At 29.0% G+C, this 22,808-nt stretch carries 27 protein-coding genes and 8 tRNA genes; 29 read left to right on the top strand and 6 right to left on the bottom strand.

Translation table 11 applies throughout. From position 1 onward, the window contains the following. Window position 1 precedes the first annotated feature (1 nt). The 4 genes from coaE to CKV87_RS00735 are packed head-to-tail and all read left to right on the top strand — an operon-like array spanning window position 2 to window position 3,002. Entirely contained in the window at window positions 2-592 is a 591-nt protein-coding gene (gene coaE, locus CKV87_RS00720) for a dephospho-CoA kinase (RefSeq protein ID WP_004510185.1), read from the top strand. After that, a complete protein-coding gene (dapF, locus tag CKV87_RS00725; RefSeq protein ID WP_012012038.1) occupies window positions 589-1,329 on the top strand; it encodes a diaminopimelate epimerase in 741 nt (246 codons plus the stop codon). The genes coaE and dapF overlap by 4 nt, the downstream gene beginning before the upstream one ends. Window positions 1,330-1,353: 24 nt before the next feature. Continuing rightward, complete coding sequence (gene purT, locus CKV87_RS00730) at window positions 1,354-2,523, top strand: formate-dependent phosphoribosylglycinamide formyltransferase (protein ID WP_012012039.1); 1,170 nt, start codon at window positions 1,354-1,356, stop codon at window positions 2,521-2,523. An 8-nt stretch (window positions 2,524-2,531) separates the two neighbouring features. Next, window positions 2,532-3,002, top strand: a complete 471-nt coding sequence (locus CKV87_RS00735) for a GNAT family N-acetyltransferase (protein WP_012012040.1) — start codon at window positions 2,532-2,534, stop codon at window positions 3,000-3,002. A gap of 1 nt (window position 3,003) precedes the next feature. Here CKV87_RS00735 and CKV87_RS00740 read toward each other — a convergent pair whose 3' ends face one another. The 4 genes from CKV87_RS00740 to mqnP form a co-directional block, all read right to left on the bottom strand. Further along, window positions 3,004-3,312 carry a tetratricopeptide repeat protein gene (locus CKV87_RS00740; protein ID WP_012012041.1) on the bottom strand — a complete coding sequence of 103 codons (309 nt, stop codon included), beginning with the start codon at window positions 3,310-3,312 and terminating at the stop codon, window positions 3,004-3,006. A gap of 83 nt (window positions 3,313-3,395) precedes the next feature. Next, window positions 3,396-4,616, bottom strand: a complete 1,221-nt coding sequence (locus CKV87_RS00745) for a DUF4236 domain-containing protein (protein ID WP_012012042.1) — start codon at window positions 4,614-4,616, stop codon at window positions 3,396-3,398. 168 nt (window positions 4,617-4,784) lie between these two features. After that, window positions 4,785-4,861 (bottom strand) — tRNA-Arg (locus tag CKV87_RS00750). Window positions 4,862-4,904: 43 nt separating this feature from the next. Then, window positions 4,905-5,765, bottom strand: a complete 861-nt coding sequence (mqnP, locus tag CKV87_RS00755; protein ID WP_004510190.1) for a menaquinone biosynthesis prenyltransferase MqnP — start codon at window positions 5,763-5,765, stop codon at window positions 4,905-4,907. A 79-nt stretch (window positions 5,766-5,844) separates the two neighbouring features. Here mqnP and CKV87_RS00760 point away from each other — a divergent pair, with 79 nt between their 5' ends. From CKV87_RS00760 to CKV87_RS00880, 25 genes are all read left to right on the top strand, one after another. After that, window positions 5,845-6,048, top strand: a complete 204-nt coding sequence (locus CKV87_RS00760) for a hypothetical protein (protein ID WP_004510191.1) — start codon at window positions 5,845-5,847, stop codon at window positions 6,046-6,048. After that, complete coding sequence (gene miaA, locus CKV87_RS00765) at window positions 6,045-6,920, top strand: tRNA (adenosine(37)-N6)-dimethylallyltransferase MiaA (protein ID WP_012012044.1); 876 nt, start codon at window positions 6,045-6,047, stop codon at window positions 6,918-6,920. The genes CKV87_RS00760 and miaA overlap by 4 nt, the downstream gene beginning before the upstream one ends. 80 nt (window positions 6,921-7,000) lie before the next feature. After that, window positions 7,001-7,204: a 50S ribosomal protein L31 gene (rpmE, locus tag CKV87_RS00770; protein WP_004510193.1), complete on the top strand. Its 204-nt coding sequence runs from the start codon at window positions 7,001-7,003 to the stop codon at window positions 7,202-7,204. A gap of 12 nt (window positions 7,205-7,216) precedes the next feature. Continuing rightward, window positions 7,217-8,038, top strand: a complete 822-nt coding sequence (gene rsmI, locus CKV87_RS00775; RefSeq protein WP_012012045.1) for a 16S rRNA (cytidine(1402)-2'-O)-methyltransferase — start codon at window positions 7,217-7,219, stop codon at window positions 8,036-8,038. Then, entirely contained in the window at window positions 8,035-8,724 is a 690-nt protein-coding gene (gene rlmB / locus CKV87_RS00780) for a 23S rRNA (guanosine(2251)-2'-O)-methyltransferase RlmB (RefSeq protein WP_004510195.1), read from the top strand. The genes rsmI and rlmB overlap by 4 nt, the downstream gene beginning before the upstream one ends. Before the next feature lie 12 nt (window positions 8,725-8,736). After that, window positions 8,737-9,546 (top strand): hypothetical protein, encoded by an 810-nt coding sequence (locus tag CKV87_RS00785; RefSeq protein WP_004510196.1) that lies wholly within the window; start codon window positions 8,737-8,739, stop codon window positions 9,544-9,546. 3 nt (window positions 9,547-9,549) lie between these two features. After that, entirely contained in the window at window positions 9,550-10,764 is a 1,215-nt protein-coding gene (locus CKV87_RS00790) for an LL-diaminopimelate aminotransferase (protein WP_004510197.1), read from the top strand. A 124-nt stretch (window positions 10,765-10,888) separates the two neighbouring features. Continuing rightward, a complete protein-coding gene (locus CKV87_RS00795) occupies window positions 10,889-12,151 on the top strand; it encodes a homoserine dehydrogenase (RefSeq protein WP_004510198.1) in 1,263 nt (420 codons plus the stop codon). Window positions 12,152-12,246: 95 nt separating this feature from the next. Continuing rightward, a complete protein-coding gene (locus tag CKV87_RS00800; protein WP_012012046.1) occupies window positions 12,247-13,023 on the top strand; it encodes a complement resistance protein TraT in 777 nt (258 codons plus the stop codon). Between the two features lie 133 nt (window positions 13,024-13,156). Next, the gene (locus CKV87_RS00805) at window positions 13,157-13,915 is read left to right on the top strand and encodes a phosphatidate cytidylyltransferase (RefSeq protein ID WP_012012047.1); all 759 of its coding nucleotides are present in this window, start codon (window positions 13,157-13,159) and stop codon (window positions 13,913-13,915) included. Beyond that, window positions 13,912-14,979 (top strand): 1-deoxy-D-xylulose-5-phosphate reductoisomerase, encoded by a 1,068-nt coding sequence (gene dxr / locus CKV87_RS00810; protein ID WP_012012048.1) that lies wholly within the window; start codon window positions 13,912-13,914, stop codon window positions 14,977-14,979. Before CKV87_RS00805 ends, dxr begins: the two co-directional genes overlap by 4 nt. Then, window positions 14,969-15,262 carry a hypothetical protein gene (locus tag CKV87_RS00815; RefSeq protein WP_012012049.1) on the top strand — a complete coding sequence of 98 codons (294 nt, stop codon included), beginning with the start codon at window positions 14,969-14,971 and terminating at the stop codon, window positions 15,260-15,262. Before dxr ends, CKV87_RS00815 begins: the two co-directional genes overlap by 11 nt. After that, entirely contained in the window at window positions 15,255-15,821 is a 567-nt protein-coding gene (locus CKV87_RS00820) for an RBBP9/YdeN family alpha/beta hydrolase (RefSeq protein ID WP_012012050.1), read from the top strand. Before CKV87_RS00815 ends, CKV87_RS00820 begins: the two co-directional genes overlap by 8 nt. A gap of 2 nt (window positions 15,822-15,823) precedes the next feature. Then, on the top strand, window positions 15,824-16,825 hold the full coding sequence (gene tsaD / locus CKV87_RS00825) for a tRNA (adenosine(37)-N6)-threonylcarbamoyltransferase complex transferase subunit TsaD (protein WP_012012051.1): 1,002 nt from the start codon (window positions 15,824-15,826) through the stop codon (window positions 16,823-16,825). Continuing rightward, on the top strand, window positions 16,826-17,173 hold the full coding sequence (locus CKV87_RS00830; protein ID WP_012012052.1) for an SUI1 family translation initiation factor: 348 nt from the start codon (window positions 16,826-16,828) through the stop codon (window positions 17,171-17,173). It begins immediately after the preceding gene. Window positions 17,174-17,204: 31 nt separating this feature from the next. Beyond that, complete coding sequence (locus CKV87_RS00835; protein WP_012012053.1) at window positions 17,205-18,590, top strand: bifunctional ADP-dependent NAD(P)H-hydrate dehydratase/NAD(P)H-hydrate epimerase; 1,386 nt, start codon at window positions 17,205-17,207, stop codon at window positions 18,588-18,590. Beyond that, window positions 18,587-18,898: a divalent-cation tolerance protein CutA gene (cutA, locus tag CKV87_RS00840; RefSeq protein ID WP_012012054.1), complete on the top strand. Its 312-nt coding sequence runs from the start codon at window positions 18,587-18,589 to the stop codon at window positions 18,896-18,898. The genes CKV87_RS00835 and cutA overlap by 4 nt, the downstream gene beginning before the upstream one ends. Beyond that, window positions 18,895-19,674 carry a thiazole synthase gene (locus CKV87_RS00845; protein ID WP_012012055.1) on the top strand — a complete coding sequence of 260 codons (780 nt, stop codon included), beginning with the start codon at window positions 18,895-18,897 and terminating at the stop codon, window positions 19,672-19,674. The genes cutA and CKV87_RS00845 overlap by 4 nt, the downstream gene beginning before the upstream one ends. A 112-nt stretch (window positions 19,675-19,786) precedes the next feature. After that, window positions 19,787-19,864: transfer RNA gene (locus CKV87_RS00850), tRNA-Pro, on the top strand. An 18-nt stretch (window positions 19,865-19,882) separates the two neighbouring features. Then, window positions 19,883-19,959: transfer RNA gene (locus tag CKV87_RS00855), tRNA-His, on the top strand. Window positions 19,960-19,976: 17 nt separating this feature from the next. Then, window positions 19,977-20,053, top strand: a tRNA-Arg gene (locus CKV87_RS00860). A 4-nt stretch (window positions 20,054-20,057) separates the two neighbouring features. Further along, window positions 20,058-20,142: transfer RNA gene (locus CKV87_RS00865), tRNA-Leu, on the top strand. A 7-nt stretch (window positions 20,143-20,149) separates the two neighbouring features. Then, window positions 20,150-20,226 (top strand) — tRNA-Gly (locus CKV87_RS00870). 68 nt (window positions 20,227-20,294) lie between these two features. Beyond that, window positions 20,295-20,371: transfer RNA gene (locus tag CKV87_RS00875), tRNA-Arg, on the top strand. Between the two features lie 6 nt (window positions 20,372-20,377). Continuing rightward, window positions 20,378-20,454, top strand: a tRNA-Gly gene (locus CKV87_RS00880). Between the two features lie 140 nt (window positions 20,455-20,594). Here the strand turns inward: CKV87_RS00880 and CKV87_RS00885 are convergent. Together CKV87_RS00885 and CKV87_RS00890 are read right to left on the bottom strand one after the other, a co-directional pair. Beyond that, a complete protein-coding gene (locus CKV87_RS00885) occupies window positions 20,595-22,427 on the bottom strand; it encodes a biotin/lipoyl-containing protein (protein ID WP_004511361.1) in 1,833 nt (610 codons plus the stop codon). 6 nt (window positions 22,428-22,433) lie between these two features. Beyond that, a complete protein-coding gene (locus CKV87_RS00890; protein WP_012012056.1) occupies window positions 22,434-22,700 on the bottom strand; it encodes an OadG family protein in 267 nt (88 codons plus the stop codon). Window positions 22,701-22,808: the final 108 nt, after the last annotated feature.

Consider the following 22,808-nt stretch of genomic DNA (forward strand, 5'->3'; position numbering starts at 1 on the left):
TATGAGTAATGATTTATTTAAAAACGCTATCGCCTTAACAGGTGGAATTTCAACTGGCAAAAGTACTGTTTGTAACCTTTTAAAACTTCATGGTTTTCTAACTATTGATGCAGATAAAATTGCACATAAACTCTTAGATGAAAACTCTTCAAAAATAGAAGAGATGTTTGGAAAAGAGTATGTTGAAAATGGAAAAGTTTTACGAAAAGAGTTAGGCAAAATAATTTTCTCAAATGAAGAAAATAAACTAAAACTCGAGGCACTTCTTCATCCTTTGATTAAAGAAGAGATTATAAAAGAGTCAAAAATATATGAAGAGCAAAATAAACCATATTTTGTAGATATTCCACTTTTTTTTGAAAAAATGCATTATCCAATTTCTAAATCTTTAGTTATTTATACACCAAAAGAGTTGCAAATACAAAGACTTATGAAAAGAGATAATATAGATGAAAAAGAGGCAAAACTAAAAATCTCAAATCAAATGGATATTGAAGAAAAAAGAAAATTAGCCAATATAGTAATAGATAATTCAAAAGATTTAAAACACTTACAAAATGAAGTTGAAAGAGTAATTGGAGAGATTATATGACATATACAAAATATAGCGCGAGTGGGAATGATTTTATCATTTCACACTCATTTATTGAAAAAGACTATAAAGCTGAAGCAATAAAATTATGTAATAGAACAGAAGGTATTGGAGCAGATGGTTTTGTAGTTTTAGTTCCAAGTAGTGAAGCAGATTTTAAATGGTTATTTTATAATAGCGATGGAAGTGATGCTTCTATGTGTGGGAATGCGACAAGAGCAGTAACTCATTATGCTTACACAAATGGTTTAATAAATACAAATCAAGCGAGATTTTTAACTGGTGCTGGAATTATAAAAGCTGTTGTTGAAAATGATATTGTTGAAACTCAATTAACTAAAGCAAAAGTTATAAATGAAGAGTTTAGTGAAGATGGATTTATTTGGCATTTAGTGGATACTGGAGTTCCTCACCTTGTAACAATAGTTGATGACTTAAATCTTTATAACCATGAGTTATGTGCAAAAATGAGATATAAATATAATGCAAATGTTAATTTTGCAAAAATAGAAAATAAAACAATAAAAGTACGAACTTATGAAAGAGGAGTTGAAGGTGAGACTCTAGCTTGTGGAACAGGAATGGCGGCAAGTTTTCTAAGAGCAAATAGCTTAAAACTGGTAAATGATACTACTTTTGTTTATCCAAAAAGTGGCGAAGAATTAACTTTATCAATCAAAGATAATACAATTTATTTCAAAGGTGCTGTAAAAAAAGTTTTTACGGTTACTCTTTAACAATTTATAATAAAAAGGAAAAATATGAAATTTACAGCACCTTTAAAGTCTGACTCTATAAAAATTATGCTTCTTGGAAGTGGAGAACTTGGAAAAGAAGTAATAATTGAAGCTCAAAGATTAGGAATAGAAACAATAGCAGTTGATAGTTACAATAATGCTCCAGCTCAACTTGTAGCAAACAAATCATATACAATAAATATGAAAGATAAAAATCAACTTCTTGATATTATAAGAAGAGAAAAACCAACTTATATTCTTCCTGAAGTTGAAGCTATAAATATTCAAGCTTTATTTGATGCTGAAAAAGAGGGATTTCATGTAATTCCTAATGCTGATGCAGTTAATAAAACTATGAATAGAAAAAATATTAGAGAGTTTGCAGCAGAACAACTAAAACTTCCAACGAGTAAATATAAATTTGTAACAACTTTTGAAGCTTTAAAAGAAGCAGCAAGTGTTATTGGATTTCCTTGTGTTATTAAACCTGTTATGAGTTCATCAGGACATGGGCAAAGTGTTGCTAGAAGCGAAGCTGATTTAGAAAAATCATGGGAAATGGCAAAAGAAGCTAGAGGTGATGCTAGTGAATTAATCGTTGAAGAATTTATCACTTTTGATTATGAAATCACTATGTTAACTGTTAGAAACGGAAAAGATACAGTATTTTGTGAACCAATTGGACATATTCAAAAAGATGGAGATTATATCTTCTCATGGCAACCAATGAATATGAGTGAAATTGCAGTTAAAAAATCTCAAGAAATAGCAAAAACTATTACTGATGGTCTTGGTGGAAGAGGAATTTTTGGAGTTGAGTTATTTGTAAAAGGTGATGATGTTTATTTTTCAGAAGTAAGTCCAAGACCACATGATACTGGAATGGTTACTATGATTACTCAAAGTGCTAGTGAGTTTGCACTTCATGTAAGAGCAGTTTTAGGTTTACCAATTGATTTTATAACTTATGGAGCAGGTGCAAGTGCAGCATATAAAGCAGGTGGTGATAGCTTCAACCCTCAAATTGATATTTTTGATTCTTCATTTACAAAAGATTCAATTATTAGAGTATTTGGAAAACCACAAAGCCATGTTGGAAGAAGAATGGCTGTTGCACTTACTTTTGATAAAGATAGTAGTGACAAAGCTTTACAAAAAGCAAAAGAGATAATAGGAAATTTTAAAGATTTTTAGAAATACAAATGAGTGAAGATATAAAGATAGTAAAATTTTCGCCAAAATACAAAGAAGATTTTAAAAAGATAAATCTTTGGTGGATTGGTGAATATTTTGAAGTAGAAGAATCAGATATAAAAGTATTGAATGAACCTGAAAAATATATTATCGATATGGGTGGAGAAATTTTTTTAGCTTTATATAAAGATGAGGTAGTTGGAACTTGTGCTTTAATAAAATCAAAAAATGAAAACTTTGATTTTGAATTAGCTAAATTGGCTGTTTTATCAAAAGTACAAGGTTTAAAATTGGGTTTACTTTTATCTCAAGCCGTTATAAATGAAGCTAAAAATAGAGGCGGTAAAACTATATTTTTAGAAACAAATAGTGTTTTAACTCCTGCTGTAAGTTTGTATAAAAAATTAGGATTTGAAGAAATTCCTAATTTTAAATCAAAATACAAAAGAGTTAATTTAGTGATGCTTAAAAATCTTTAATTTATCTACAAATAAAAGGATTTTCACTACAAACATCATCAAGAGCTTTTTGAGCTTTTTTATAACCTTGTTTTGATGATTTTTTATACCATTTGATGGCTTCTTTTTTATCCATTTTTACGGCTTTTCCTGTTTCATACATAAATCCAAGCCCATATTGTGCTTTTGCATCACCTTTTGAAGCCAAATCGTCAAATATTTTAAAAGCTTGCTCATAGTCATTGGTTAATAAAGCTCTTTTACCATCTTCAAAAGTAACTCCAAAAACTATGCTATTTAAAATGATTAAAATTAAAAATAATTTTTTCATTTGACTTCCTCCTTATATTGGGAATAATTAAATTATATCAAATAATTATCATATATAGAAGAAAAAATTATAAAAAATTTGATTTAAAATGGTTTAATTTCTTTAAAAATACCTGTTGATGTCATATTTCTTATATTCTCGAAATTATCAAAAGCCTTTATCGGGTCTATTAATTCTATTTTCTCAAAGTTTAACTTAGAAAAGTCACTTTTATTAAATTTTATACTATATAAATATTCATCATTTGTATTAGCGGTTGATTTATCTAATCTTTGAGAATATCCTGATATTATAATTAAATCAATGGAAGGCAATGTTGCAAAAGTATATGCTGCAACTCTTAAAGCTATTGCATGAATATGAGTTGCATATTCTAGTCTTAACTGTTTTTCAGTTTTATTTTTTATGTTAAGTTTTTTACCAGTTGCTGCAATCGTTGCTGTTCTTTGAGGAATATTTTCAATTTCTGGTAAATCAATATCTATATAAACGGTATTAGCTGAATTGTTAATATCATAAGAAACTAATGTTTCTCTCGCCCAATCTAAATCTTGTAATACCTTTTCTAAATATTCAGACATAGTATTTATATCTGTTCTAATAAGTGTACTAAAACTAATTGCTAATTCATTTTGAACTTTATCAAACTCTTCTTTATCTTTTTCCCATAATGACAATTCTTCTTTAAATCTATTAGTATTGCATATAAAATCGCTTTCTGCTTTTTCTAAATCAGATTGATATTTTTGTTTAGAACTTGGAAAAAAAAGAGATTTAAAAAAAGAAGGTTTTTTAATTTCATTTTTCTTAGGTTTAGATGGTTTTTCTTTATCAAATTCTAATTTTTCTAATTGTGGTTCATTATATGGAGTTGGCATATCATAATGAATAGTAGTAATTAAATCCATATCATTAATTTTTTGAGCTTCAGTTTCTAGCCAATTTTTTAACATATCAGATTTTTCTTGCCAAAGCTTAGTAACAATTTTTCTATCTAAAAGATTTTCATTCTCATCTTTATATACAATATTACCATCATCTAATAAACTTAAAACAACACTTATTATAGTTTGTTGTTCAGATAATCTTTGTCTTTTTAAAGCTCTTTCTTCTCTTACATTATTTGAAATTTTTTTTCTAAAAGATATTCCCATTTCTGGAATTGAAACATTACTATAAATACCTTGCTTTCCAATAGAAAAAGATGAACCTCTTGGTCCAACATTTAAACTTGCACTTTTTGAACTAAGATTTACCCTAACACCTGGTATTATTTTTATTGATTTTCTAAATCTAAATGCCATCAATTAACTCCATAATAGATTTTTAATAAGATTAGCTAAATATTTATGAAAATAAGAGTAAATTAGAATTATTGTAAATTTAAAAAAATTTTTAACAATACTTAGAAATTTTAAGATAGTAAGTTTCTTAGTGAAAAAATTATAATTAGATTGATTGAAATTATAAAATGGCACGCCTGGTAGGAGTCGAACCCACAACCCACCGGGTCGAAACCGGTTATTCTATCCAGTTGAACTACAGACGCACCTAAAATTAGGATGTAAGTCTATCCTAATATTTCTTAAATTTTAAAAAAAGATATTATCTAAAACTATTAAAAGGAAGAAAACTATTCCTAAATAACCATTTACAGTAAAAAATGCTCTATCAATTTTTTTAAAATCTTTATTTACTAAATAGTGTTCATAGCTAAGCATCAAAGCACTTATTATTACTGCAAGATATGCAAAATATGAGCTACTTGAGTAGATTACAAATAAAAGCCAAAATATTACTGTTAGTGCGTGAAATACTTTTGAAAAAAGCATAGTTTTTTCTACTCCAAATACAGAAGGAACAGAGTGAAGACCAAGTTTTTTATCTACTTCTATATCTTGTAAAGAATAAAGTAAATCAAAACCAGCAACCCAAAACATAACACCAATACTTAAAAATATTACCCATAAAGGTATATTTTCACTAACAGCAACTACACCTGCAATTGGTGCAAGAGCTAAAGAAATTCCTAAAATAATGTGTGCAAGATATGAAAATCTTTTAAAATAAGAGTAAGAACCAATGATTATTAAAATAGGTAAAGATAAAATAAATGCTAAATCATTTACAAAATAAGCAACTAATATAAATAAAAGTGCATTAACTACTACAAAAATAAACATAGCATTTGCACTAATTCTTCCATCTACATTTGGACGATTTATAGTTCGTGGATTTAAAGCATCGATATCTCTATCCATATATCTATTAAATCCCATAGCAAAATTTCTTGCAGTAACAGCTGCTAAAACACCAAGTATCAAAAGTTTGAAACCAAACCAACCATTTGCTGCAACAACCATAGCTATAAAAATAAATGGTAAAGCAAAAATAGAGTGTTGGAACATTACAAGTTCACTAAAATCATTAAGTTTTTTCATCAATTTTTTCATAGCAGGGATTTTATCCTAGATTAATTAAATTAAACCTTTTTGGGTTATAATGAAAGATATTTTATAAAAAAGAGAATATATGAAAAAAATTGTTTTATTTATTTTAAGTCTATTTTTAATTCTAAATTTTAGTGCTTGTTCATCAAAAACTCAAGAAGAGATTCAAAACACACAATCAAATGATATTTCAAAACTATTAAAAACAATTATTGAAAAAGAAAAAGAGATAAATGAACTTAATAAAAAATTAGAAATTTGTGAAAGTAAAAAAGTAATAAAATGAAAGAAATAGCAATTATTGGTTCAACTGCATCAGGAAAAACTGCTTTATCACTTGAAATTGCTTCAAAAACAAATTCTATAATTTTATCATTGGACTCTTTGTGTGTTTACAAAGAAATAGATATTGTTTCTGCAAAACCAACTTTAGAAGAACGAGGTGAAATTTTACATTTTGGAATAGATGAAGTTTATCCAAATGTTGAATTTGATGTGGTTTGTTTTATGGAGTTATACAAAAAAGCTAAAGAGTATGCTTTAAAAAATGATAAAAATTTGATTATAGTTGGTGGTACAGGATTTTACTTAAAAGCTTTAATTGATGGATTATCTTTGGGAATAGAATCAAAAATAAAATTAGATATTAGTGTATCAGAAGCTTATGATTTATTGTATTCGTTAGATGAAATGTATATGAAAAAGATAGAAAAAAATGATAAATATCGAGTAGAAAAAGCTTATGCAATTTATAAACAAACAGGTTTAACTCCAACTTTATATTTTGAAAAAAATCCTAAAATTCCACTTGCAAAAGATTTAAAGATATTTGAAATTTTATGGGAAAAAGAAGATCTAAAAAAAAGAGTTGCATCAAGAACAAATACTATGATAAAATCAGGTTTGATTGATGAGATTATTTATTTAGAAAAAAAATATACAAGAGCTCCAAATTGTATGTCATCTATTGGTATTGTTGAAACATTTGAATATTTAGATGGAAAATTGTCTAAAGAAGAGTTAGAAGAAAAAATTTCACAAAATACAATGAAACTTGCAAAAAGACAAAATACTTTCAATAAAGGTCAATTTTTAAATAAGACTTCAAATATAATAGATAACTTAAATTCAGATATACTTAAGTATTTCTCGATATAATCACAACCCTAAAGAGTTTGGTAAAGGGCTTGCAAGGACTTGACCTTTTATCTTACATTAATTTAATTAAGGAAAATGGAATGAAAAAAGATATTCATCCAGACTACAAAGTTTGTACAGTAACTTGCGCTTGTGGTAATAGTTTTGAAACAAAATCAAATGTTGAGACTTTAAAAATCGATATTTGTTCTTCTTGTCACCCATTCTTCACTGGTGAGCAAAAACTTGTTGATGCTGCAGGAAGAGTTGAGAAATTCAAAGCTAAATATAACATGGCTAAATAGTAGTAAAATACTATGTTATGCTTAGTTCCGACTCCGATTGGAAATTTAGAAGATATCTCTTCGAGGTCACTTAAAGTTCTTGAAGAGTCGGAATTAATCTTTTGTGAAGATACAAGAGTAACAAAAAAACTTCTAAACCTTTTAGGTGAAAAATATAACTTAGACTTTTCAAATAAAGAGTATAAATCTTTTCACTCTCATAATGAAAATCAAATATTAAAAACTTTAGACAAAGATACTTTTTCTAAAAATGTTGTTTATGTAAGCGATGCAGGAATGCCTTGTGTTAGTGACCCAGGTGCTACACTTGTAGATTTTTGTATAAAAAATCAAATTCCTTATGATGTTCTTCCTGGTGCAAATGCAATTTTAACTGCTTATGCAATGAGTGGATTTATACAAACTACTTTTTCTTTTTATGGATTTTTAGACCATAAAGGAGCAAGTCGTGCTTCAAAACTCGATGAGATTTTAAATGATGATAAACTATCAATCCTTTATGAATCACCTCATAGACTTTTAAAACTTCTTGAAGAATTAAATGAAAAAGAGCCAAATAGAACAATATTTTTAGCAAAAGAGATAACAAAACTTCATCAAACTACTTATAAAAATAGCGCTTCAAATCTTTTTGAAGAGTTTAAAAATATAAATATAAAAGGTGAATGGGTTGTAGTAATTGAACCAAAAGAAAAAGTTGGTTTAAATCTTGAATTAAATGACATATTACCTTTAGATTTACCTCCAAAAACAAAAGCAAAATTAATTGCAAAAATGACAGGACAATCTATCAAAGAGGTTTATCAACAATTTTTGGATAAAATCGCCGAATGATAATATACGGAAAACAAATAGTACTTTACGTACTTGAAAATCACCCAAAATTAGTTGAAGAAGTTTTTCTTTCAAAAGAGATAGATAATAAACTATTTTCAAAATTTTTAAAATTAGGTAAAAAAATCCATAGACTAGATAACCAAAAAGCGCAAGCTTTAGCAAAAGGTGGAAATCATCAAGGATTTTTTTTAAAGTTGAGTCAGTTTGACTATGCACCGATAAAAGAATTAAAAGCGATGAATTTTATTTTAGTTTTAGATGGAGTAACTGATGTTGGAAACATTGGAGCAATTGCTAGAACAGCTTATTCTTTAGGAATTGATGGAATAATTGCATCAAATATAAAAACTATAAATAACTCTGGAATTGTAAGAACAAGTGCTGGAGCATTGCTTGATTTACCATTTTGTATTCATCCAAGAAGTGCAGATTTAGCAAGTGAATTAATAGATGCTGGATTTACTTTGATTGGTGCAACAATGGATGGTGTTGATTTAAAAAAATATGGAAAAATAGAAAAAAGTGATAAAGTAGCCCTATTTTTAGGAAGCGAGGGAGAAGGTATTTCTCCAAAAGTTGCTAAGAAATTGGACTTAAAAGTATCTATAAAAATGGAACATGAATTTGATTCTTTGAATGTTTCAGTTGCAGCAGGAATATTGATTTATAACCTAAAAAGATAAAAAGAGTAAAATATGATAAAAAAATTAATCCTAATTATTGCTTTATGTGTGACTTCAAACGCAAGTATAAATGACGCAGTTCAAAATTTGCTAGGAGCTAGTGATTATAATACTCATAGGAATTTAATTAATCATATTTTCAAAAATTCAAGTTCATTTTATAAAAATGGTCAAATTGATTATGTAAAAATTACTCAAGAATTATCAAATAATAATCTTCTAAAGTTAGATTTAGGAGGAACTAAAGATATAGAAGTATCTTTTAGTTTTAATACAAATGCAAAAAAATCAATGAAAAATATAAATGATATATTAAAAGCTATTGGTCAACAAAACTTTATAACTCAAAGTGAAGTAGTTATAGAAGATCAATTAAAATGGACTATTAGATTAAAAACTGCAGCCGCCATAAACCCTCTCAGATTATCTCAAGAATTACAAAGTACAAATAGTAGTATTGTAGATATAAAAAGAGAGGGAAATCTTAAATGGAGTTATTTTATTGATTCAACTAACTCTACAGTTTATAAAACGGAAGATTTAATAAATAATAAGAGTTTATCATTAAAAAAACCAAATAAACCATATATTATTGAAATATCAAATACAAGTGCTATTAGCATAAGTTCAAATATAAATAATAGTTGGTATCCAAGTATAGTTTTTTATGATAAAGATTTTAAAATTATTGAAATAGTAGAAAAAGATAGTTTGCACAAAAATTTAGTAATAGATGTGCCTAATAATACAAGATATATCAAAATTGATGATTTATATTCTCTTGCAAATTTAAAGCAAGGGATTAGCATTACTAAGGAGTAATAAATGTTTCCAGAAATTGAATTTGAACGAATGAAAAGACTTCCAAACTATGTATTTGCAGAAGTAAATGCAATAAAAATGGAAGCAAGAAGAGCAGGAGAAGATGTAATTGACTTCTCTATGGGAAATCCAGATGGTCCAGCACCACAACATATAACAGATAAATTAATTGAAGCGTCAGCAAAACCAAAAAATCATGGTTATAGTGCAAGTGCTGGTATTTTTAAACTAAGACTTGCTATTTCTAATTGGTATAAAAGAAAATATGATGTTGATTTTTTAGATCCAAATAAACACGTATGTGCAACAATGGGTTCAAAAGAGGGTTATGTTCACCTAGTTCAAGCTATTGTAAATGTTGGAGATGTAGCTGTTGTTCCAGACCCAACTTATCCAATTCACTCATATGCATTTATGCTAAATGGTGCAGCTGTTCATAAGTTTGAATTAGCATTTGATGATGTATTTAAAGTTGATGAAGATTTGTTTTTTGAAAGATTACAAAAAACACTTGATGAGTCAATTCCAAAAGTAAAATTTGTGGTTGTAAATTTCCCTCATAATCCAACTTGTGCAACTGTAACACCAGAATTTTATACAAAATTAGTAGCAATGGCTAAAAGAGAAAGATTTTATATTATTTCTGATATTGCTTATGCTGATATAACTTTTGATGGATATAAAACTCCTTCAATTTTCCAAGCAGAAGGTGCTTTAGATGTTGCTGTTGAATGTTTTACTTTAAGTAAATCATACAACATGGCTGGATGGAGAGTAGGGTGTATCGTAGGAAATGAAAAACTAATTGGTGCATTAAAAAGAATCAAATCTTGGCTTGATTATGGTATGTTTACTCCTATTCAAATTGCAGCTACTGTTGCACTTGATGGACCACAAGATTGTGTTGAAGAACATATTGAAAAATATAGAAAAAGAAGAGATTTAATGCTTGAAACATTTGCAGATGCTGGTTGGGTTATGAATAAGCCAAATGCATCTATGTTTATTTGGGCAAAAATCCCTGAAGTTGCAAGTCATTTAGGAAGTATGGAATTTTCAAAACAATTATTAACTCAAGCACAAGTTGCCGTAAGTCCAGGAATTGGATTTGGACACTATGGTGACCAATATGTAAGAATTGCTTTAATTGAAAATGAAAAAAGAATTAGACAAGCTGCAAAAAATATAAAGAAATATTTAAAATCATTAGAAAAGTAAGCTTTGTTCTCAAAGCCCTTTAGTTTTTGCTACTTTTAAGGATTTTTTAGAAATCCTGCTAAAAAGTAGATATAGAATGAATTCGGTTCCTTTAAAAGGGGAACCATTTTAAAGGAAATAAGTTATGTTAAAAGTTGGAATTATTGGAGTTGGTACAGTTGGAACTAGTGTTGCAAATATTTTAATTGATAATAAAAATATTATTACTGCACGTGCTGGTAAAGAGATTGTTCCAACTATTGGAGTAGTTTCAAACTTAGGCAAAAAAAGAGATGTTAGTATAAAATTAACTACAAATGCTGATGAAATTTTAGAAGATGATTCTATTGATATAGTTGTTGAATTAATGGGTGGAATTGATAAGCCTTATGAGATAGTTAAAAAAGCTTTATTAAAAGGAAAAGCAGTGGTTACTGCAAATAAAGCTTTATTGGCATATCACAGATATGAACTTCAAGAACTTGCTGGTGATATTCCTTTTGAATTTGAAGCAGCAGTTGCAGGTGGAATACCAATCATTAACGCTTTAAGAGATGGATTAAGTGCAAATCATATTAAATCTATTCAAGGTATTATGAATGGAACTTGTAACTATATGCTTACACGAATGATAAATGATGGTGTAAATTATGATGAAATACTAAAAGAAGCACAAGAATTAGGTTATGCAGAAGCTGATCCTACTTTTGATGTTGGTGGATATGATGCTGCTCATAAACTTTTAATTTTAGGTTCAATTGCTTATGGAATAGATGTAAAACCTGAAGAAATATTAATCGAAGGAATTGAAAATATCACAAAAGCAGATATTGAATTTGCAAAAGAGTTTGAGTATTCTATAAAACTTTTAGGTATTGCAAAAAAAGTAGGAAATGAAATTGAATTAAGAGTTCATCCAGTTTTAATTCCTGAAGACAAAATGATAGCAAAAGTTGATGGTGTTATGAATGGAATCTCTGTTGTTGGAGACAAAGTTGGAGAAACTATGTATTATGGAGCAGGAGCAGGTGGTGATGCAACTGCTTCAGCTGTTGTTGCAAATATTATAGATATTGCTAGAAAAGGTAAAGGTTCTCCAATGCTAGGGTTTGAAAAACAACCAGGTGAAAAAATAACTTTAATGCCAAAAGAGAATATCCAAACAAAATATTACTTAAGGCTTGAAGTTGCAGATAAATCTGGAACTTTAGCAAAAGTTGCAACAATATTTGGAAATAATTCAATTTCTATTGAAAATATGATGCAAAAACCTTTGAAAGATTCAAAAGCAAATCTTTTACTTACAACTCATACATGTGTAGAAAAAGATATTTTAAAAGCTATTAAAGAACTTGAAAATTCTGGAGTAGTTCTAACAAAACCTAATATGATAAGAATAGAAGATTAATCTTCTACTCTATTAAAATATAAAGCAAATATAAAGAAAGCCAAAATCAAACTTTTTAAGATATAATATCAATTAGAAAATTTTAAGGAGATAAAGTGCATAAAATAAAGACTTTAGGCTTGAGTATTGCGGCTGCTACATTACTTTTTACAGGTTGTGCAACAACTGAATTACAAACAAATGCAAAAATGACACAAAGTGTATTTATTAATCCAGTAAAAAAAGAGTTAAGAACTATATTCGTTTCAACAAAAAATACAAGTGGACAAAGAATTAATCTTGAAAGCTCTATTATAAGTGAATTAATGGCTAAAGGTTATAGAGTAGTTGATGATCCAGATATGGCAACTTATGTTTTAATGATGAATGTTTTATATTGTGATAAAAAACAAGAAAATAATGTTGCTGGAGCGGCATTAGGAGCAGGAGCATTAGGAGCAGGAGTTTCAGCTTATAATAGCCATGGAGCAACACAACCAATAGCTGTTGGTTTAGGAAGTGCTTTAGTTGGTGGATTAGTAGGAAAAGCTTTAGAAGATACAATTTATCAAATGCAAGTTGATATTGTAATCAGAGAAAAAGCAAAAGGTGAAGTTTATACTTCAAGTGCAACAGCTCAAGGACAAGCATCTGTAAAAGATTCAAGTAAAGCTGGATTTATGAATAGTCTTGGAGGAAGTGTAAATAATGCAAATGCTTCTGGACAATTAAACTCTAATATGGCTACAGGAACAGCTCAAAGCTATTCAACAAACTATATAGAACATAAAACTATGTTATTTGCAGAAGCAACTAAAATGAATTTAACTTTAGAAGAAGCTACTCCAATTTTAGAAAGACAAATTTCAAACCAAATTGCAGGTTTATTCTAAAATCTCACATAAATTATTCTATCTCAAATGAGATAGAATAATTCTAAATTAAACAATAAAATAAATTCAAGAAATACAATCAAAAGCCAAAATTTAGTACAATTAATAAATTTTTTCTTTAAGGTTAATAAAAATGTTTGAAATGACAAAAGATATTTCTGTACGTGTTAAAACAGGTGTTGTTTTAATAATAGGTATGTTAATACTAGGATACATAGATTCTTATTTTTTATTTTGGCTAGTATTTGGAATTATGCTTATGATTTCAGTACATGAATCAAAAGAATTATATAAATTAAATAGTGATAGCATCTATATTTATACTCTATTATTGTGGATTGCAGTATATTTTTATCCAATGCCAATAGATTTGATTTTTATTGTTGCAATAGGTTACGCTTCTCAATTAGCTTATAAAAGAACTTTAGATAAAAAGTTATTTTTACCACTTTTATATCCAACAGCATCTTTTATATTTTTAATGACTTTATACAGTGAATATGGAGTAAAAGTTCTTCTATGGTTATTTGTAATTGTTGCAGCTACTGATATTGGAGCATATTTTGTAGGAAGAAGCTTTGGAAAAACAAAGTTTTGTGAAACAAGTCCAAATAAAACTTTAGAAGGTGTATTTGGAGGAATGGCATTTGCTATTATTTTAGGAACATTAACTTCTATTAGTGAAGTTGGAATAATTGGAGCTATTATAGTTTCTGCTATTGTATCTTTATCATCAGTATTTGGTGATTTATATGAAAGTTATTTAAAAAGAGAAGCAGGTGTAAAAGATAGTGGTACTATTCTTCCGGGACATGGTGGAGTTTTAGATAGAGTTGATGGTTACTTATTTGGTGCAATAACAATGGTTGTTTTATTAAGGGTTATCATTTGATACTTCTTGGAAGTACAGGCTCAATAGGAGTTAATACTTTAAATATTGCACGTAAATTTAATTTAAATGTTGAAGTTTTAGTAGCTGGAAAAAATATAAAGCTACTAAATGAACAAATAAAAGAGTTTAATCCTAAAATAGTTGTTGTTGCAGATAAAGAAGATATTCCTTTTGTTCAACACAAAAATGTATCTTTTGGAGAAGCTGCTATTTTAGAAGCTATTGAAAATAGTAGTTCTAAAACAGTTGTAAATGCTCTTGTTGGATTTTTAGGATTAAGACCTACATTAAAAGCTATTGAATGTGGTAAAAAAATAGCATTAGCAAATAAAGAATCTCTTGTAGTTGCTGGAAAGTTTATTGACCAAACAAAACTTAGTCCAATAGATAGTGAACATTTTGGACTTTGGTATTTACTTCAAAATAAGAAAATAGATTCTATGACAATAACTGCAAGCGGTGGTTCATTTAGAGATTATCCACTTGATAAACTTCAAAATGTTTCTATAAAAGAAGCATTAAATCATCCAAATTGGTCAATGGGAAATAAAATTACTATTGACAGTGCTACTATGACAAATAAAATGTTTGAACTTATAGAAGCTGCTTGGCTTTTTGATACAAGAAAACTTGATGCAATCATCGAAACAAAATCACTTATTCATGCAATGATTAACTTTAAAGATGGAAGTACAACAGCACATATTGCAAATGCTTCAATGCAACTTCCAATAGCTTATGCAATACTTGGGCATTGTGATGAAGAAATTTTAAAACCTGTAAATTTAATAGAAGTCGGAAATATTGAGTTTAGAAGAATTGAAGAAAATCGTTATCCAATTTGGCAACTTAAAGATGAAATATTAAATAATCTTGATTTGGGAGTTGTTTTAAATGCTGCAAATGAAGTTGCTGTTTCAAAATTTCTAAATTCAAAAATAGGCTTTTTAGATATTTCAAAAATTACTATGAATGCTATAAATAAATTTCATAATACAAATGCAAGTTCAATAGAAGATATTTTTCAAATAGATAAAGAAGTGAGAAAGTATTGTGAGTCTTGATTTATTAATTCCTTTTGGAATTTTACTTATTTTAGTAATTTATCTAATTTACACAAGAACTAAATTTGAAAAAGATATTGTAACTTTATATGAAGATAAATTTGATAATTGGAAAAAAAATAGTTTTGTAAATATTGAAAAAAAATCACATAAAGAATTAGTTGGATTAATCTTCAGAAAAGATGATAAAATAAACATCGAATTATTAGATGAAAATGTACAGTATTTGATTAGAAAAGGTAAATTTGAAATAAAAAATATAAGGGATGAAAAAGATGAGTAAAAGAATCTTAATACTTCATGGATTAAATGGAAGTGATTATCCTCATTGGCAGTCACAACTTGCTATGGATTTGATAAAAGAGAATTTTATAGTGTCTTTTCCTAGTTTTCCTTCAAGAGATAATCCAAAACTACAAGAGTGGAAAGATTTTTTAAAAAAAGAGATAAAACACTTTAATCCTGATATTGTAGTTTGTCACTCTTTAGGAAATATTTTATGGTTTCATACTTGTGATGAACTTGATATAAAACTTGATAAATTGATGCTAGTTGCTCCCGTTAGAAATGAAGTTTTAGAAGATGCTAAAACATTTTTCCCTTATCCAATAGCAAAAGATTTAAAAGCAAATGAAATTATTATGGCAGCTTCAACAAATGACCCTTATTTAACAGTAGAAGAAGCAATAAGACTTCAATCAAAACTTAATATTGGAATGAAAATTATGGAAAATGCAGGACATATAAATGCTGCTTCTGGATTTGGAAAACTTGATTGCGCACTTGATTGGATAAAAAGAGAAGATGAGTGTGAAATAAATGAAGAGCTTAAAGAACACTAAATATGATTTTAAGCATTGAAAGCAGTTGTGATGATAGCTCAATAGCTATTACAGAAATAAAAACAAATAAATTAATCTATCATAAAAAAATATCTCAAGAACTTCAACATAGTATTTACGGAGGAGTTGTTCCTGAGCTTGCTGCACGGCTTCATGTGGAAGCACTTCCAAAAATTCTTGAAGAGTGTAAAGAGTATTTTCCATTATTAAAAGCAATTGCTGTTACAAATGCTCCAGGACTTAGTGTAACGCTAATGGAAGGCGTAACTATGGCAAAGGCTTTAAGTATATCGTTAAATCTTCCTTTAATTGCGGTAAATCATCTAAAAGGACATATCTATTCACTTTTTATAGAAAAACAAGAAGTTTTACCTATAACAATACTATTGGTTTCTGGTGGTCATACACAAATAATAGAAGCAAATTCTTTAAATGATATGAAAGTAGTTGCGACAACAATTGATGATAGTTTTGGTGAGAGTTTTGATAAAGTATCTAAGATGCTTGGACTTGGATATCCTGGTGGTCCAGTTGTTCAAGAATACTCTTTAAAAGGTGATGTTAATAGATTTGATTTACCAATACCACTTAGTCAAAGTCCAAAAATAGAGTTTAGTTATAGTGGACTTAAAAATGCTGTTAGACTTCATATTGAAAAACTTGAAAATAGTGAAGAAGGAATTAGGGAACAAGACAAATATGATATTTGTGCAAGTTTTCAAAAAACAGCGGTTGATCATATAATGCAAAAACTAAAAAAGCAGTTTAAACAAAAAGTTCCAAAAAACTTCGCAATAGTTGGAGGAGCAAGTGCAAATATCTATTTAAGAACGCAAATAGATGAATTATGTAAAAAACATAATATGAATTTGTATCTTAGTGAACTAAAATATTGTAGTGATAATGCAGCTATGATTGGACGAGTTGCAGTTGAACAATACAAATTAAAAGATTTTATAAGTATTGAAGAGATAGATATACAAACAAGAATAAAGGAGTTTTAAATGGCAAGTCTAGCAGATATGTTATCAAAAGGTTTAGGCTCAAAACTTGAAGGAAATAATCACGATACGATAAAAGAGGATAAAAAAAATCCAAAAAAATCATCTTCTGATTTAATACCTAAAAATCAACACCAATTAGTTTTTACTTTTGAAAAAAGAAATGGAAAACCTGTAACTTTAGTTGGAAGATTTTATATAGAAGAAAATGAAAAAAAAGAGGTTCTAAAACTTCTAAAGAAAAAGCTTGCTTGTGGTGGAGCAATAAATAATGAATGGTTGGAAATCCAAGGTGATTTCAAAGATAAAATAAAAGAGATATTGACAAAAGAGAACTGGAAATTTAGATAAAACTTAGATAACATTTTTAAGGAGTTATATTGTGCAAAAAATATTTGATGAGGTAAATTCTTTAGATAAAAGATGTTATGAAGAGTTTTTTTTAAATGAAGATATTTTGATGGAACATGCAGCTTCTAGTATGTGCTCTTACATTGAAGATATTTTTGAAGAAAATAAAAGTGTATTGATTATTTGTGGAAGTGGAAATAATGGTGCTGATGGATTAGCTCTTGCTAGACTTTTACATAAAAAATTTGATGTAAATTTATATCTTTTAAGTGAACCAAAATCTTCTATGGCAAAACTTCAATACAAAAGAGTTAAAACTTTGAATATAAAAGAAGTAGATGAAGTTTTTGAAGCAGATATAATAGTTGATTGTCTTTTTGGAACAGGTTTAAATAAACCTTTAGATGAAAAATATTTAAATCTAATAGACAATTTAAATTCAAATTCTTCTTTTAAAATTGCTTGTGATATTCCAAGTGGAATAAATAATTTGGGGCAAATAAACAGTTCTACTTTTCAAGCAGATGTAACTATAACAATGGGTGCACTTAAAACTTCACTTTTTACAGATTTAGCAAAAGATTATGTTGGTGAAATAATTGTATCAAATCTTGGTGTTCAAAGAGAGATTTATGAAGCACAAACTAATAAGTTTTTATTAGATGAAAATGATATTAAACTTCCTACAAGAAATAAAAAAGATTCAAATAAAGGTAGTTTTGGACATTTAAATGTAATACTTGGTTCAAAAAAAGGTGCAGGAATTATAGCTTCAAATGCTGCTTTTGGATTTGGTGCTGGACTTGTAAGTGTAGTTTGTGATGAAAATGTAGATTTACCTTATCATATTATGCAAACACAAAATATTAGCCAAAATTGTACAGCTATTGCTATTGGAATGGGTTTGGGAAAATATGATGAAAATAAAATAAAAGAGATTTTAAATAAAGATGTTCCAAAAATTATAGATGCAGATCTGTTTTATGATGAACTAATATTTGAAGTATTAGATAAAGAAGTTGTTTTAACTCCTCATCCAAAAGAGTTTGTTTCTTTATTGAAACTTTCTGGAATCGCTGATATATCTGTACAAGAGTTACAAAATAATAGATTTTTATATGTAGAAAAGTTTTCAAAAAAATATCCTAAAACAGTGCTTCTTTTAAAAGGTGCAAATGTAATAATTGCCCAAAATGAAAAATTATATGTGAATAGTTTTGGAAGTGCAGTTCTAAGTAAAGGTGGAAGTGGTGATGTTTTAAGCGGTCTTATAGGGTCTCTTTTAGCTCAAGGTTACAAACCTCTTGATGCAGCAATAAGTGCAAGTTTAGCACATACTTTAGCGGCAAAAAATTATAAAAAAAACAATTACTCTCTAAGTCCACAAGATTTAATTGAAGAGATAAAAAATCTATGAAAACTATTATTATTCAAACAACTTGCAGTTCAGAAGAAGAAGCTCAAAATATCGCAAAAATATTAATAGAAGAAAAATTTGCTGCTTGTATACAGTTAAGTCAAATAAAATCATTTTATAATTGGGATAATCAATTTTGTAGTGATAAAGAAACACTTTTAAACATAAAAACAAGAAAAAAGCACTTTAAGAAAATAAAAAGTAAAATAAAAGAATTACATAGTTATGATGTGCCTGAAATTATTCAATTTGATATTTCAAAATCAAGTAAAAAATATTTAAAATTTATAAAGGATAATACAATATGAATGATATTTTAAAAATAGGTAAATATGAATTAAATAGTAGATTAATTGTTGGAAGTGGTAAATATAAAGATTTTCAAACAACAAAAGAAGCAACACTTGCAAGTGGTAGTGAATTAATAACAGTTGCAATTAGAAGAGTAAATATTACAAATCCAAATGAAGAAAATTTACTGGATTATTTCAAAGATACAAATGTAAAATTTTTACCAAATAGTGCAGGGTGTTTTACAGCAGAAGAAGCAATTACTACTTTTAGATTGATGAGAGAAGCAACTGGAATTGATTTAATAAAATTAGAAGTTATTGGTGATGCACAAAAAACTTTATATCCTGATGTAATTGAGACAATAAAAGCTTGTGAAATTTTAAAAAAAGATGGTTTTACAATTATGGCATATACAAGTGATGATCCAATTATTGCTAAGAGATTAGAAGATGCAGGTGCTGATGCTATTATGCCATTAGCTGCTCCAATAGGAAGTGGACTTGGTATTCAAAATAAATATAATATAGCATTTATTAGAGATGCAGTAAAAGTTCCAGTTATTGTTGATGCAGGAATTGGTTGTGCAAGTGATGCTTCAATAGCTATGGAATTAGGAGCAGATGCTGTTTTAGCAAATAGTGCAATTGCTTGTGCTCAAAATCCTATACAAATGGCAGAAGCTATGAAATATGCAGTTATTGCAGGAAGACTTGGTTATAAAGCTGGAAGAATCCCTAAAAAACCGTATGCAACAGCAAGTTCACCAATTGACGGATTAATACAGTTTTAACGTATTTTAGAAGTAATTTTGGATTTTTCCATTATTTCTTCTAAATACTCTTGACAAAATCTAAAATATATAATATAATTCCGTCCACTTTTTGTGAAACTTCTTTATTTGTCGGGGCGTAGCGCAGTCTGGTTAGCGCACCTGGTTTGGGACCAGGGGGCCGGAGGTTCGAATCCTCTCGCCCCGACCATTTTAATATTAACTTGTGGTAGGTATAGCTCAGTCGGTTAGAGCATCGGGTTGTGGTTCCGAGGGTCGTGGGTTCGAGCCCCATTACCTACCCCATTAAATTTTTTTAGAGTGCTTCCATAGCTCAGCTGGATAGAGCAACGCCCTTCTAAGGCGTAGGCCGTACGTTCGAATCGTACTGGGAGTACCACTTTGCGGACGTGGTGAAATTGGTAGACACGCCAGACTTAGGATCTGGTGCCTCACGGTGTGAGAGTTCGAGTCTCTCCGTCCGCACCACTTTTGAGCGGGAGTAGCTCAGTTGGCTAGAGCTTCTGCCTTCCAAGCAGACTGTCGCGAGTTCGAGTCTCGTCTCCCGCTCCATTTAAAAGCCTTATATAAGAAGTTTTTTTACTTTTTGTGTAAGGCTTTTTTTAGCTTTATTTTTTAATGCTTCCATAGCTCAGCTGGATAGAGCAACGCCCTTCTAAGGCGTAGGCCGTACGTTCGAATCGTACTGGGAGTACCACTTTATGCGGGAGTAGCTCAGTTGGCTAGAGCTTCTGCCTTCCAAGCAGACTGTCGCGAGTTCGAGTCTCGTCTCCCGCTCCATTAAACTATCAAAGAAAAATACAATCATAAATTTATTAATATATTTTGAAAAAAGAGTTGTTTTTTATAAAAAATAATTTGGATAAAAAAATGTTTGAAAGAAAATTAGAATTAGTGAAAAACACTAATTCTAAAAAGTATTAAGCAATAACAGCTAAAGTTTGACCTTCGTCAACAGAAGAAGAAGGTTCAACTAAGATTTTAGAGATAGTACCAGAAACAGGAGCAGTAATGTCAATTTCCATTTTCATAGCTTCTAAAATCATAATTTGTTGATCTTTTTCAACTCTATCTCCCTCTTTAACAAGTATTTTCCATACATTCCCATTAACTGCTGCTGGAACTTCTGTTCCATTATAAACTGGTTTTGCAGGAGTTTGTGCAACTTGAGCTTGAACTGGTTGTTGAACTACTTGTTGTACAACAGGTTGTGCAACTTGTATATTATCTACAATCCCTTCAGCTACTGTTACATTAAATCTTTGTCCATCTACTACTACTGTATAGTTCCCATTTGCCATTTTATTATCTCCTTTTGTTTTATTATTACTATTATTTATTTCATTCTCTTTTTTTCTTACATTTAAAGGACTCTCTCCTTTTAAAAATGCAATACCTTTCTCATCACAAGCAGCTGCAATAAAAATATTCTCTTCTGTTACAGGAATATTTTCTATTTCTAATCTTTGTTTCCAAACAGATATTTTCTTTTTCTCATCACGATCAGCAATATCTAAAGGATTCTCTTTAGTTGGTTCTAGTTTTAATTTCTCACTTGCTAATTTTATTATTTCAGGATCTGCTTCAACTGGTGTTTTTCCAAAGTATCCTAAAACCATTCTTCCATATCCTGGAGCTATTTGTTTCCATGGTCCAAACATAACATTAGCGTATGCTTGTTGCCAATAAAATTGAGAAACAGGAGTTACAGATGTACCAAATCCTCCTCTAACAACTACTTCTTGCATAGCTTTAATAACTGCTGGAAATTTATCTAAAGTTCCATTATCTCTCATCATTTGAGTATTTGCAGTTAATGCACCTCCTGGCATTGGAGAAAAAGGAATAAGTGGTGAAACTTGAGTTGCTTCTGGTGGAAGGAAGTAATCTTTTAAGCAATGAGCCAAAGTCTCTTCATATTTTAGAATTTTATCAATTTCTAAACCACCTAAATCAAAGTTTTTACCTTTTACAGCATGAAGCATAGTTAGGATATCTGGTTGAGATGTTCCTCCACTAACTGGAGATGCAGCTAAGTCTATACCATCAGCACCTGCTTCAAGAGCTGCTAAATAACAAGCTATACTAACTCCTGCTGTTTCATGAGTATGAAGTCTTATATGAGTAGAATCACCTAAAAGGTTTCTTGCCATTTTAATAGTATCAAATACTTTTTGTGGGCTTGATGTTCCACTTGCATCTTTAAAACAAACAGAATCAAAAGGCAATCCGCTATCTAGAATACTTCTTAAAGTTTTTTCATAAAAAGGTACATCATGTGCACCTGTACAGTTTGGAGGTAAATCCATAAGTGTTACAACTACTTCATGTTTTAATCCATGATTTTTTATACATTGTGCAGAGTATTCAAGGTTTTGAACATCATTTAAAGCATCAAAGTTTCTAATTGTTGTTGTTCCATGTTTTGCAAAAAGTTTTGCGTGAAGGTCTATTAATTCTCTTGAACCAGTATCTAACATTACTGTATTTATACCACGAGCTAGAGTTTGTAAGTTTGCTTCTGGTCCTACGATAGATCTAAATTTATCCATCATATCAAAAGCATTTTCTTGTAAGTAGAAGAACAACGATTGGAATCTTGCTCCTCCTCCAAATTCAAAGTGAGTTATCCCAGCCTCTTTTGCAGCTTCTACTGCTGGAAAAAAGTCATTCATTAAAACTCTTCCTCCAAAGACAGATTGGAATCCATCTCTAAAGGTTGTATCCATAATATCTATATACTTCTTAGACATATCCTATTAACCTTTTAACTTTGTATGATGTTGTATTGCTGCCATTATTGCTGCTACTTTTCTTGGGTCTATCCCTGAATTTGATACAACAGGATTTGTTATTGTGTTATAGATTATATTTGGTGTTTGACTAACATTCTCTTGTTTTTTCGGAAAAAACTCTACAAATGTTACTCCTTTTGCTTTTAGCAAAAAACCTAATATTAATAATACTGTTGATACTATCCCCATTACTATTAGAAAGCTTGTCAATGTATGTACTAAGGCATCCACTTAAATCCTTTTTTTTGTAATAAATCAGCAATGTGATTTTTGAAACGCTAATTTTAGGCAAATTTTATAAAATCTTCTTCTTTTTAAGTGCTATAATAATTGTTTTTT

This window comes from Aliarcobacter butzleri (assembly GCF_900187115.1).
Taxonomy (GTDB): domain Bacteria; phylum Campylobacterota; class Campylobacteria; order Campylobacterales; family Arcobacteraceae; genus Aliarcobacter; species Aliarcobacter butzleri.